Here is a 12,360-nt window from a genome sequence, read left to right as displayed (position 1 = left end):
AAATGAAGCAGCGCGCGCTGGAAGACTTTGGCGTTGCACCGACAATAGGAATAAAAGCCAATAGTAGCTTGAGTTGATTTTGAGGTTTTTTCTTTTCCGATAGATTAAGTTTAAGCGAAAAAATGGAGATCTCGTATGCCGAGTTATCATTGGTTGGTTGTCAGGAGTTTTTTAAGAATACAAAGAATGCTCTGTTGTGTAGTGGTCTTTTTTTGTTCGGTTTATGAGGCCGAGGCGGATGAGATGGTCTGCGGCAAACTTAATGGGCATGTCATTGAGTTCTCTCGTGACTATTCCATGTTTTGGCCAGAGTATGAAGGTAAAAGCTCTTGGGAAAAAGGCTTCATGAATAATAAACAAGGTTGTGATGCATCACTTACCTCTGTATCAATAGTGATGACGTGGCCACAAATGATGCCGGCTGATAGGGTGACTTTTTTTACCCAAGCTTTACAATTTGAAGGGGTGTCTATCCAATTAAAACCTCGCTCACGGTCCGAAGTGAATTTTCGTCCATTGCTCGAACATTTTCTTTCCTTTACGCCTCCGAGTTGGAAAGAGCAAGTGCGCTTTGATCATGCTCTTGGGCTTTTTTATGTAGAGGGTAAAAACAGTGTTTTTTCAGAATATATTAATAAGTACTACTGGTCAGAGGTCGGTGGCAAGATTCCTGTGGTAATTGAATGCAAATGGTTGAGTCAGGTGGGCAGGCTGGACACCTGTGAAGCGACTTATGCGTTAAATCAGATAGAAGCAGTAGTGGATATGAGATTCACTCCAGAAAAAATTGATCAATGGGAGAGCATGATTCATGCAGTAGAGAAGTTTGTGAGCAGTAAACTTAAACAATAACAGGAGTTTTATGTCATGCAAAAATTGACCGTTGGAGATTTAGAGCAAGCTCGTAGGTTGTTAGGTTCAGATAATCCGGGTGGTATGTATGATTTTCTATCCGCTAAAGGATACAAATATGCCACCTTGGCAAATGGTGTAGCAAAGGGTAATTCAGTCGCAGGAGCAGTAGCGATAAATTTTATGATGGAAACGGCATCTGAGTTAGGTGTTTCGTTATCTCCAGAGCTTGTAGGTAAGATTAAGTTTGACTTGGCTGAAGCTTACTTGAAAAAGTTGGAAGGTTATGTTTCAAGAAGTGCGTTGGTACCTTTTGATATAAGTTTTGAAGATGCCTGGTCGATTCATACTGAGATTTTATTAAAGTATGGGTTGAGTGCTGAGGCTTGGACGCTGAATAACGTTTTTCTTATCCTGAAACCAGGAAGTCAAGCTACATACTGGACTATAGTTCTGGATTCCGCAGGTAATCTGCAATATGAATTGAGGCTTGCGGCTCAGACGGATGTGTTGATGTCAATGGCAAGTGCAATAGGTCCGGAAGAGAACAGAAAGCTCGCGAGAAGTTGGATAGATCGTGTAGATTCCCCCTCCGGAACGCTCACCTTTTTATCCAGTCTCAAAGATCAGTTGTTGTCCTCTTTATCCGAGCTGTTTGGCGAGCCTTCGGAGATAGCTGGTGATACGTCGCCGATTAACTATATCAACATAGAAATCACCCCCGACCCCCAACCCCAACAAAACATTCCCGGCGAAAACCAGGCCCGCGAAGACGTTTCAAACGGCTTCACTCAAAATGCTGCCACCCATAAAGTGTCGTTCAGCGACCAAACCCTGAACAATGTCGACTTCACCTCCGTGCAGCTTGGCAGTCTCGCCACCGGCGGTATTCGTCCCGGGGAAATTCAGCTCGACCCCAATGTCCGTCCAAATGAATACCTGTCGCAGTTCTACCTCGACAGTCGAAGCAGCGAGCCGGATTTCAGTCTGCGCAATGCGGTGATACTGAATGGGTTGGCAGCGCTGACCACGGTGAATACCTACGTCGATCCATTGCTGTTGGATCTGACCGGTGATGGCGTGCAGATGACGCCGATCAGCGATGGGGTGTTATTCGACACCGATCACAGCGGCACGCTCAAGCGCAGCGGTTGGGCGGATCGGACGACCGGGATATTGGTAGTCGACGATGGTAGCGGGCAGATCAAGGATGTCAGCCAGATGTTCTCCGAATACTTCCGGGGGGCTTTGGGGGGGAATGGGCAGGCCGGTGAGGCGTTGTTCAAGGATGGGTTCGCGGCGCTGGCCAGTGTGGATGGCAATGCGGACCAAGTAATCAATTCAAGTGATGAAATCTGGAGCCAGCTACGAGTCTGGGTAGATGCCTCTCACGACGGCAAAAGCGATGCAGGAGAGCTCAAGACACTGGCCGAGCTTGGGATCACGCAGATCAACGTCACCGCTACTCCGGTGAGCGGCGATGTTCGTCAGGGCAACAGCGTAATAGCTCGTGGCTCGTTCTTGATCAATGGTGCAAGCCGCGAAGCCCTTGCAGTTAATTTCTTGGGCGACCCTGTCAGTAACACGCTGACAGTTGAAGGCACCGGCAGCAAAGTGGTTTCTACTACAGGCGCGATCACCACCACGGCTTACGCGAGCAGCAGTAACGCCGATGAAGTGCTTGATGCAGGCCAGCTGGGTGTGACCAATCTGTATGCCGGAAGTGGCAATGACAGTATGACCGCCGCTGCTACGGGCAGTTGGCTGGTGGGTGGCGCTGGGAGTAACACCTATAACGGTGGGCCCGGCGACGATGTGTTTGTGGTCAGCGCCAGCGACAATCCCAATGATGTTCATGGTAACGGCGGGCGCGATACTGCGCTAATTGTCGGCGACGAAGGTATGGCATTGAACATGGCCAAGGCTGGCTTGACCATTGCGCAGGGTGGGCGAGGTCATGCCTACATTGTCGGTGGCGGGCATTCCAGTGTGTTCATCAAAGGGGGCTCAGGCGGTTCGACGCTAATTGGAGGGGCGGGTAATGATGTGCTGGTCGGTGGCTCGGGGCGCAATACCATCATTGGCGGTAGTGGCAAGGCAGTCATTTTCGCCGGTCCGAAAGGTGACGCGATCATGGCGTCGGCCGGTGGCAGCATCATTCATGCCGGCGGCGGGGTCGACCGCATTTACGGTGGTGCGGGCCCTGATGTAATTGAAGCCGGCCACGGCGACGCGGTCATTGACGGTGGCGCGGGCATCAATCTGGTGGCGTTGCACGGCAAGTACGGCGACTACACGATTACCCGCACCGACTCTGGCTTCACTGTGGCCGACAAGGTGTCAGGGCGGGATGGGTCCTTGACCTTAAGCAATGTGCAGAAATTGAATTTTGCGGATATTTCAGTGGTGGATCTTCAGCAACCGAATGCTATGCCCGTGGCGGATGCATTACGGCTCAATCAGGCGGGGAGTGAATTTGATCGTACCCAGCCTCAGCTGATTTCAGCTGCCAGCATCCTTGCCAATGACCAGCGCTTGAACAGCCAGGGCAACTTGCGGATTGCTTCTGTTAGTGATCCGCTGGGTGGCAGCGTGAGCCTGACTGAGCAGGGTGATGTGTTGTTCACCCCGGATCCGCGCTTCACTGGGATTGCCAATTTCAAATATGGGGTGGCGGATGAGGCTGGCAACCCGGCAGCCTTGATAGTAGATCTAAATACAGGCGAGCTGGCGCCAATGCGCGCGATAGTTTCACTGCTGACTCCGGAAGTTCCAACCGATCCGCTAACCAGTCGTCAGTGGTACCTGAGCGACATCGATGTATTGCCTGTGTGGAAGGATTACACCGGCAAGGGTGTACGGATTGGGCAGTTTGAGCCAGGAGGTCTGTTTTCCACCGCTCCGGAAATCTTTGACACCCAACACCCGGATCTGGCAGCGAATGTGGATCAGTCCTGGCTGCAGTCGCAGCGTGCGGCTCAGACGTTGCCGTCGTTGGTATCAGATCACGCAACAATGGTTGCGGGCATCATGGTGGCGGCAAAAAATACATTGGGAGGGATTGGGATTGCTCACGAAGCGACTTTGGGCGGTCACTATCTGGCAAACAGTGGTGCAGATTTGACCGGCATGGGCAAGATGCTTGGCTATGACATTACCAACCACAGTTGGGGGTTCACCAAGGACTTTGCTCAAAGCAATTTGCAAGGTGGACGGGTCAACACCATCAGTGCATTGATGACTAATACGCAATATGTCGCCGAGAGCGGTCGAGGCGGGCTTGGCACAGTGATTGTCACGGCGGGAGGGAACAATCGGGCCAGCGGCGGGAGCGCTCAAGGTTCGTTCATCAACAGCAATCGTTTTTCAATCCAGGTCGGCGCCTTCAATAATCATGGTGACCTGTCGACGCTTGAGTCAGGTGCGGCTCCTTTCTCCAATCCCGGTGCGAGCCTGTTGGTTTCAGCACCTGGCAGCAACGTCTGGTCCACCAGTTACATACTGGAAACCGAGCGAGGTTCAACGTTTGGCAATGATTACAGCGCCATGAAAGGAACCAGTTTCGCCGCGCCAATCGTATCCGGGGTGGTTGCATTGATGTTGCAGGCTAATCCGAATCTGGGCTATCGCGATGTGCAACAGATTCTAGCGGTGTCTGCACGCAGGGTGGAAGACGGAACTACTCAATGGGCCGATAACGGCGCTCGGAACTGGAATGGTGGTGGGATGCATGCCAGTCACGATTACGGTTTTGGTAAAGTGGATGCGCGAGCCGCCGTGCGCCTGGCTGAAAGCTGGACGCCAATGGGCAGCCTTAACAAGGTTTCAGCAACGGGATCTAAGCTGGCACAACTCATCGGGGCCGGCGAGAGTATCACCACAAAACTGCAGCTTCGTGGTGAGGTGAACATCGAGCATGTTGAGGTAGATTTCGACTCAGAGGTTGGTCGGTTGGGGGACCTGGTGGTCAAGTTGATTGCGCCAAATGGTACCCGGAGCGTGCTGCTCAACCGGGCTGGCAAGGCTCCGATTGCCGCAGTGGGAGCCACCGACACGGACGTGGGAAGCACTCAGGCGGGAACATTCAAGTACACCTTTATGTCGACCCATCATCGGGGTGAGAACTGGACGGAGCAGCAGACGGGAGACTGGACGTTGGAGGTAACCAACGCGGCCAATGGCCTGCCGGTAACGCTCAATAGTTGGGCGCTCCGCCTGTTCGGTTCCGACCCTGCAGATGTCGATACCTACTTTTACACTGATGAGTTTGCCGACTCGGTCGTGCGCCAGAATGCGCGAGCCATTCTGGCAGATGGATCCGGACGCAACACAATCAATGCGGCAGCAGTCAGCGGTGATGTCTCAATTGATCTCAGTACGGGCACGGCACTTATTGCTGGGGCGGCACTGTCGGTTAGCAATGTCCAAGCCATTCAAAGCCTGTTCAGCGGAGACGGTAATGACACGCTGGTGGCGGGACCGTCTGACAGCCTGCTAAGTGGCGGCCGGGGCAGCAACACGCTGGTAGGCGGCGCGGGCAAGGACCTCTACGTCGTTCATCGACGTGATGGTGGAGTCGACACGCTGGTCAACTTAGATTCTGCCCGAGGGGAAGTGATCAATCTGGTCGGCTTCAAAGGTAAAGGGTTCGACGATTTGCTGCTTACTCAGCAAGGAGCGGATGTGTTAGTCGAGCTGGGTAATGATCAAAGCCTTGTACTGAAAAATCAGCTGGTCGCTTCATTAGATGTGGGTCAATTCAAATTTCAGGCAACCTTCATTGCGCCACTCACTTCAATTAACCCACCGCTTATTGTTCCCGATGTCGACCTCACACCCGCTGTGCCAGTGATCGTGCCAGATATGCCGGGTACAGTGACACTAAGAGGCGGAGCGAAAGGTGTGGGGCTATCGTCAGATGAGACCGGGCTTTTTGTCGCCTCTCTGAAGGGGAAGCTGTACAGCCACGATGGTGAACCGTCCGATACTTTTGTTGTTGCAAAGCAAGAGGGCGTCAGCGATTACAAGAATGCGTTGCGCGGTTTTCGGCAAGGGGTCGACAAGATAGACCTGAGTCAAACCGGTATCACTGATTTTAGTGCCTTGACCATCAGCAAGCAGAACCGCTCTACCATCAATAACATTTCGATGATTCACGGAGTAGAAGTTAGTACTGCGCAAGGTACTGATTCGAAGATTACACTGTTGTATCTGGACGGATTGGAGGTTTCTCAGCTAAGCGAGTCTGACTTCATTTTCGCCCGCCCACAGGCAGAGACAATTGTCCGCCCCATATCGGAACGTCTCACCGTCGCTGAAAACTGGATGATCAACCCATCATCTGACCTCTCGCCTGGAGACACTCCCGCAGGCGAACAGACAGTCAGATCTGAGGCATTCACATCTCGCTCCAACGCTGACGTACTAGTTCAAGCAATGGCGTCATTTGCGCCGCAATCTGCCGCAGCCTTGACGTTCACACCAATGGACCCTGGTTCATTACACCCAACGTTGGCAGCTAATGCCGCCTGAGTAGAGTAGTAAAGTTGTCAAAACCAAGTCGATGCCGTATCGCTCCTGCAAGCCGAAAATTGCAGGAGCGAATTTCGCACTGACTTACGTCCGAACCGGATACTCCCGGTGCATCTGCTCCAACAACGCATCCTTATCCAGCCACAACTGATTGATCCACCCCTGGAACTGCAGCCGGTACTCACCATCCTGCTCATAGTTCTTACCAATGAACTCCGGTGGAATCTTCAATTCCTGGAAGTGCACCACCACGTCCTGCACATTCCCGCAGAGCAAATCCCAATACCCCGGCCGGCCGCCAGGATAATGAATCGTCACATTGACGATCGACTCCAGCTGCTCACCCATCGCATCCAGCACAAACGCAATGCCACCAGCCTTGGGTTTTAACAGGTACTTGAACGGTGATTTCTGCTGTGCATGTTTACCTTCAGTGAAGCGCGTGCCCTCGGCGAAGTTGAACATCCCCACTGCATGATTGCGAAATTTCGCGCAGGTCTTGCGGGTGGTTTCCAGGTCCTTGCCTTTCTTTTCCGGGTGCTTTTCCAGGTAGGCCTTGGAGTAGCGCTTCATGAACGGGAAGCCCAGGGTCCACCATGCCAGGCCGATGACCGGGACCCAGATCAGCTCCTGCTTGAGAAAGAACTTCAGTGGCTGGATACGGCGGTTAAGCACGTACTGCAGCACCATGATGTCGACCCAGCTCTGGTGGTTGCTGGTGATCAGGTAGGAGTGCTGGTAGTCCAGGCCTTCCAGGCCGCTGAGGTGCCAGCGGGTGCGGCAGACCAGGTCCATCCAGGCCTTGTTGTTGCTGATCCAGGCTTCGTGGGTGTGGCTCATCAGCCAGAGTGTGAAACGCTGGGTGATGGCGAAAGGCAGCACCTTGAAGATCGCCACGCAGAACAGGAAGGAGCACAGCAGGATGGTATTGAGCGCCAGCAAAATCGAGGCGATCACGCCGCGCACGGCGGCAGGCAGGAAACCCAGCATTTAAAGATCCATAGGTCGGTTGGCGGCTTGGATCGCGGTCAACGCGATGGTGTACACGATGTCATCGACTTGCGCGCCGCGCGGCAGGTCGTTCACCGGTTTGCGCAGGCCTTGCAGCATCGGCCCGAGGCTGACGCAGTCGGCGCTGCGTTGCACGGCTTTGTGGGTGGTGTTGCCGGTGTTCAGGTCGGGGAATACGAACACCGTGGCACGCCCGGCCACCTGGCTGTTCGGTGCCAGTTGCCGGGCCACGGTCTCGTTGGCGGCGGCGTCGTATTGCAGCGGGCCATCGATAAGCAATGAGTTCTGCTGCTCGTGGGCCAGCAACGTCGCTTCGCGGACCTTCTCGACTTCTTCACCGCTGGCGGATTCGCCGCTGGAATAGCTGATCATCGCCACTCGCGGAGTGATGCCGAAAGCAGCCGCCGAGTCAGCGCTCTGCAGGGCAATCTCCGCCAGTTCGGCGGCGCTCGGGTGCGGGTTCATCACGCAGTCGCCGTAGACCAGCACTTCTTCAGGAAACAGCATGAAGAACACCGACGACACCAGGGTGCAGCCCGGCGCGGTCTTGATCAATTGCAAGGCCGGGCGGATGGTGTTGGCGGTGGAGTGAATGACCCCGGACACCAGGCCATCGACCTCGTCCAGCGCCAGCATCATGGTGCCGATTACCACAGTGTCTTCCAGTTGCTGTTCGGCCATTGGCGCGTTGAGGCTTTTGCTTTTGCGCAGTGCGACCATTGGCTCGACGTAGCGCTCGCGGATCAGGTCCGGGTCGAGAATTTCCAGCCCCGGCGGCAGCTCGATATCGTGCGCGCGAGCCACGGCTTCGACGTCTGCCGGCTTGGCCAGCAACACGCAGCGAGCGATGCCGCGGGCCTGGCAGATAGCGGCCGCCTGCACGGTCAACGGCTCGCTGCCCTCGGGCAACACGATGCGCTTGTTGGCGGCCTGGGCGCGCTGGATCAGTTGATAGCGGAACACCGCCGGCGACAGGCGCATTTCCCGCGGAGTACCGCAGCGCTGGTGTAGCCAGTTGGCGTCGAGATGGCTGGCGACGAAGTCGGTGATGATCTCCGCGCGCTCGCGGTCGTCGATCGGGATTTCCTTGTTCAGGCCGTTCAACTGGTTGGCGGTGTCGTAGGAACCGGTACTCACCGACAGCACCGGCAAGCCGGCCTGCAAGGCGCCGCGGCACAGGTCCATGATGCGCGGGTCGGGCAGGGTGTCGCTGGTCAGCAACAGCCCGGCCAGGGGCACGCCGTTCATGGCGGCGAGGCTGACGGCGAGGATGATGTCGTCGCGATCGCCAGGGGTCACCACCAGCACGCCGGGCTTGAGCAACTCCACGGTGTTGCGCATGGTGCGGGCGCAGATGATGATTTTGCTCATGCGCCGGGTTTCGTAATCCCCGGCGTTGAGAATTTGCGCGCCCATCAGGTCGGCGACGTCGCGGGTGCGCGGCGCGTTGAGTTCCGGCTGGAACGGGATGCAGCCGAGCAGTTTGAAATCACCGCTGCGCAGTAAGGGTGAGTGTTCCTTCAGGCGCGAGGCAAAGACCTCCATGCTTTCATCGGTCTTGACCTTGTTGAGGATCACTCCGAGGACTTTCGGGTCCTTCGGGCCGCCAAACAGCTGCGCCTGCAATTCCACTCGACCTGACAGCTCGGTCAGCACTTCGTTTTCCGGCGCCGAGACCAGGATCACGTCGGCGTCCAGGCTCTTGGCCAGGTGCAGGTTGACCCGGGCTGCGTAGCTGGCACTGCGGGTCGGAACCATGCCTTCGACGATCAATACGTCCTTGCCGATGGCCGCCTGTTGATAGAGCGTGATGATTTCTTCGAGCAACTCATCGAGCTGTCCGTCGCCCAGCATGCGCTCGACGTGAGCCAGGCCCAGGGGTTGCGGGGGTTTCAGGCCGTGGGTGCGCGCCACCAGTTCGGTGGAACGTTCAGGGCCGGTGTCGCCCGGGTGCGGTTGGGCGATCGGTTTGAAAAAGCCGACCTTGAGACCGGCGCGTTCGAGGGTGCGCACCAGGCCAAGGCTGATTGAGGTCAGGCCCACACCAAAATCGGTGGGTGCAATAAAAAAAGTTTGCATGCGGATTCTCTAAGGGAGCGCAGGGGTGACCTTCTATCTTTGGAGGTCTACCGAAATTTCAGTCGCCAAGGTTATCGCTAACCGAGCCTTGTGCGCACCAACCGCAAGCAAAGGGCTGGCCTATTTTTTCAAGCCGTTGTGCAGGCTCCGTGACCCAGGCCCGGTTTTGCCACGGCGGCTGGTGCCGCAGGTGCTGCGTATGGCCGCAGGACAGCTCGGCAACCCAATGCCCGTCCTCGTCCTGATGAAAACCTGTGACCGTCGAGCCTGGCGCTGCGTTCCGTCTGTCCGGGTTGTGTTCGCTTTCGGACGATTGCTTCGCTAAACTTGGTCTTTCTATATTCTTCTGCAAAAGGTCTCGCCCCATGCTGATCGCCGCCAATAAGGCTGTCTCCATCGACTATACCCTGACCAACGACGCTGGTGAGGTCATCGACAGCTCCGCCGGCGGCGCGCCGCTGGTTTACCTGCAAGGCGCAGGCAACATCATTCCAGGCCTGGAAAAAGCCCTGGAAGGCAAAGCAGTCGGCGACGAGCTGACCGTAGCCGTTGAACCTGAAGATGCCTACGGCGAATACGCTGCCGAACTGGTCAGCACCCTGAGCCGCAGCATGTTCGAAGGCGTCGACGAACTGGAAGTGGGTATGCAGTTCCACGCTTCCGCTCCGGACGGCCAGATGCAGATCGTCACCATCCGCGATCTGGACGGCGACGACGTGACTGTCGACGGCAACCATCCGTTGGCCGGTCAGCGCCTGAATTTCCAGGTCAAGATCATCGACATCCGTGACGCCAGCCAGGAAGAAGTCGCCCATGGTCACGTCCATGGCGAAGGTGGTCATCACCACTGATTTTCTGCGCTAAGCTCAGAGAACTGGAGAGGCGCCCGAGGGCGCCTTTTTTAGTCCGCGGTTGTCCATGGCAGCGCCGCCAGGTGGCTGTTTCGAGAAGAACACGGGAATTTGGAGTTCGTCATGAGTGCTTTTCACGACCTTAAATTGACAGCCCTGGATGGTCAGGAGCTACCGCTGGCGCCTTTCAAGGGGCGCGTCGTGCTGGTGGTGAACGTTGCCTCCAAATGTGGCCTGACCCCGCAATATGCGGCGCTGGAAAACCTGTACCAGCAATATAAGGACAAGGGTTTCAGCGTGCTCGGGCTGCCGTGCAACCAGTTTGCCGGGCAGGAACCGGGGACTGAGCAGGAGATCCAGGACTTCTGCAGCCTCAACTATGGCGTGACGTTTCCGTTGTCCAGCAAGCTGGAAGTGAACGGGCATGACCGTCATCAGTTGTATCGCCTGCTGGCAGGCGAGGGGGCTGAATTTCCCGGGGACATTACCTGGAACTTCGAGAAATTCCTGCTGGGCAAGGACGGCCGCGTGCTGGCGCGCTTCTCGCCGCGCACGGCGCCGGATGATGCCTCGGTCGTTCAGGCGATTGAGAAAGCGCTGAGCTGAAACAGCATCAAGATCAAAAGATCGCAGCCTGCGGCAGCTCCTACAGAGGAAACTGAACACCTGTAGGAGCTGCCGCAGGCTGCGATCTTTTGATTCTAAATCACCAAAATCAATAATGCTTCCCACGGCTCGACGCTCTCCATATTATGGCTGTCATAAAGCCTATCCCCCGTGGAGCGTCCCATGCCCGTCAAAGCCCTGTTCAAACCGTTCCACCTCGGTGGCCTCGAACTGCCGACCCGCGTCGTCATGGCGCCCATGACCCGTTCGTTTTCCCCAGGTGGCGTGCCCAATTCCAAGGTGATCGAGTACTACCGTCGCCGTGCTGCGGCGGGCGTTGGGCTGATCATCACCGAAGGCACCACCGTCGGCCACAAGGCCTCTAACGGCTACCCGAACGTGCCGCACTTCTACGGCGAGGCCGCATTGGCCGGCTGGAAGAAAGTGGTTGATGCAGTGCATGCCGAAGGCGGCAAAATCGTTCCGCAGTTGTGGCATGTCGGTAGCGTGCGGCGCATCGGCACCGAACCTGACGCCAGCGTGCCGGGCTACGGTCCGTCGGAAAAGCTCAAGGACGGTCAGGTCGTGGTTCACGGCATGAGCAAACAGGACATTCAGGATGTGATCGCCGCGTTTGCCCAGGCGGCCAAAGATGCCCAGAGCATTGGCATGGACGGCGTGGAAATCCACGGCGCCCATGGCTATCTGGTCGATCAGTTCTTCTGGGAAGGCAGCAACCAGCGTACCGACGAGTATGGTGGCAGCCTGGCGAACCGTTCGCGCTTCGCCATCGAGTTGATTCAAGCCGTGCGTGCGGCGGTCGGCGAAGGTTTCCCGATCATCTTCCGTTTCTCCCAATGGAAGCAGCAGGATTACACCGCACGCCTGGTGCAGACCTCGCAAGCGCTGGGCGAATTCCTGCAGCCGCTGTCCGACGCCGGCGTGGATATTTTCCACTGTTCGACTCGCCGTTTCTGGGAGCCGGAGTTCGAGGGTTCCGAACTGAACCTGGCGGGCTGGACCCGAAAGCTCACCGGCAAGCCGACCATCACCGTGGGCAGCGTTGGCCTTGACGGCGAGTTCCTGCAGTTCATGGTCAACACCGACAAGATCGCCCAGCCGGCCAGCCTGGAAAAGCTGCTGGAGCGCTTGAACAATGACGAGTTCGATCTGGTGGCGGTAGGGCGTGCACTGCTGGTGGATCCGGACTGGGCGCAGAAAGTTCGGGATGGGCGTGAGGAGGAGATTTTGCCGTTCAGTCGTGAGGCGTTGATGACGTTGGTTTAAGCGGCGCCTGGGCGGGCCCCATCGCGGGCAAGCCTTGCTCCCACCGGTTAGTGGTTGACACGGGTTTTGTGGTTTTCACAAAAGCTGTGACCAGCACCAAACCTGTGGGAGCAAGGCTTGCCCGCGATGACTGACTGTCTGC

General features: G+C 56.3%; 8 protein-coding genes. 5 read left to right on the top strand and 3 right to left on the bottom strand.

The window, feature by feature from the left end:
• Positions 1 to 135: 135 nt before the first annotated feature.
• Together ORL50_RS12290 and ORL50_RS12285 are read left to right on the top strand one after the other, a co-directional pair.
• Positions 136 to 852 carry a hypothetical protein gene (locus ORL50_RS12290; RefSeq protein WP_266014865.1) on the top strand — a complete coding sequence of 239 codons (717 nt, stop codon included), beginning with the start codon at positions 136 to 138 and terminating at the stop codon, positions 850 to 852.
• Between the two features lie 15 nt (positions 853 to 867).
• Positions 868 to 6,384, top strand: a complete 5,517-nt coding sequence (locus ORL50_RS12285; RefSeq protein WP_266014862.1) for an SPM autocatalytic domain-containing protein — start codon at positions 868 to 870, stop codon at positions 6,382 to 6,384.
• A gap of 84 nt (positions 6,385 to 6,468) precedes the next feature.
• Here ORL50_RS12285 and yihG read toward each other — a convergent pair whose 3' ends face one another.
• The 3 genes from yihG to ORL50_RS12270 are packed head-to-tail and all read right to left on the bottom strand — an operon-like array spanning position 6,469 to position 9,871.
• Entirely contained in the window at positions 6,469 to 7,374 is a 906-nt protein-coding gene (yihG, locus tag ORL50_RS12280) for a 1-acylglycerol-3-phosphate O-acyltransferase, YihG family (protein WP_266014860.1), read from the bottom strand.
• Positions 7,375 to 9,474: a phosphate acetyltransferase gene (gene pta, locus ORL50_RS12275; RefSeq protein WP_266014858.1), complete on the bottom strand. Its 2,100-nt coding sequence runs from the start codon at positions 9,472 to 9,474 to the stop codon at positions 7,375 to 7,377. It abuts the gene before it with no gap.
• A gap of 58 nt (positions 9,475 to 9,532) precedes the next feature.
• Complete coding sequence (locus ORL50_RS12270) at positions 9,533 to 9,871, bottom strand: DUF3565 domain-containing protein (protein WP_266014855.1); 339 nt, start codon at positions 9,869 to 9,871, stop codon at positions 9,533 to 9,535.
• Here ORL50_RS12270 and ORL50_RS12265 point away from each other — a divergent pair.
• From ORL50_RS12265 to ORL50_RS12255, 3 genes are all read left to right on the top strand, one after another.
• On the top strand, positions 9,840 to 10,325 hold the full coding sequence (locus ORL50_RS12265) for an FKBP-type peptidyl-prolyl cis-trans isomerase (RefSeq protein ID WP_045061434.1): 486 nt from the start codon (positions 9,840 to 9,842) through the stop codon (positions 10,323 to 10,325). The two genes, ORL50_RS12270 and ORL50_RS12265, sit on opposite strands and share 32 nt — an antisense overlap.
• Before the next feature lie 123 nt (positions 10,326 to 10,448).
• Complete coding sequence (locus ORL50_RS12260) at positions 10,449 to 10,931, top strand: glutathione peroxidase (RefSeq protein ID WP_266014848.1); 483 nt, start codon at positions 10,449 to 10,451, stop codon at positions 10,929 to 10,931.
• A 183-nt stretch (positions 10,932 to 11,114) separates the two neighbouring features.
• Positions 11,115 to 12,218, top strand: a complete 1,104-nt coding sequence (locus ORL50_RS12255) for an NADH:flavin oxidoreductase (protein ID WP_266014846.1) — start codon at positions 11,115 to 11,117, stop codon at positions 12,216 to 12,218.
• Positions 12,219 to 12,360: the final 142 nt, after the last annotated feature.

It is taken from the genome of Pseudomonas sp. RIT-562 (genome assembly GCF_026241895.1).
Taxonomy (GTDB): Bacteria; Pseudomonadota; Gammaproteobacteria; order Pseudomonadales; family Pseudomonadaceae; genus Aquipseudomonas; species Aquipseudomonas mandelii_F.
This window is presented reverse-complemented; position numbering and strand designations above follow the sequence as displayed.

Bases quoted from the DNA above. Each gene is read 5' to 3' on its own strand.
- ORL50_RS12290 (WP_266014865.1), top strand. From the start codon at position 136: ATGCCGAGTTATCATTGGTTGGTTGTCAGGAGTTTTTTAAGAATACAA.
- ORL50_RS12285 (WP_266014862.1), top strand. From the start codon at position 868: ATGCAAAAATTGACCGTTGGAGATTTAGAGCAAGCTCGTAGGTTGTTA.
- yihG (WP_266014860.1), bottom strand. From the start codon at position 7,374: ATGCTGGGTTTCCTGCCTGCCGCCGTGCGCGGCGTGATCGCCTCGATT.
- pta (WP_266014858.1), bottom strand. From the start codon at position 9,474: ATGCAAACTTTTTTTATTGCACCCACCGATTTTGGTGTGGGCCTGACC.
- ORL50_RS12265 (WP_045061434.1), top strand. From the start codon at position 9,840: ATGCTGATCGCCGCCAATAAGGCTGTCTCCATCGACTATACCCTGACC.
- ORL50_RS12270 (WP_266014855.1), bottom strand. From the start codon at position 9,871: ATGGAGACAGCCTTATTGGCGGCGATCAGCATGGGGCGAGACCTTTTG.
- ORL50_RS12260 (WP_266014848.1), top strand. From the start codon at position 10,449: ATGAGTGCTTTTCACGACCTTAAATTGACAGCCCTGGATGGTCAGGAG.
- ORL50_RS12255 (WP_266014846.1), top strand. From the start codon at position 11,115: ATGCCCGTCAAAGCCCTGTTCAAACCGTTCCACCTCGGTGGCCTCGAA.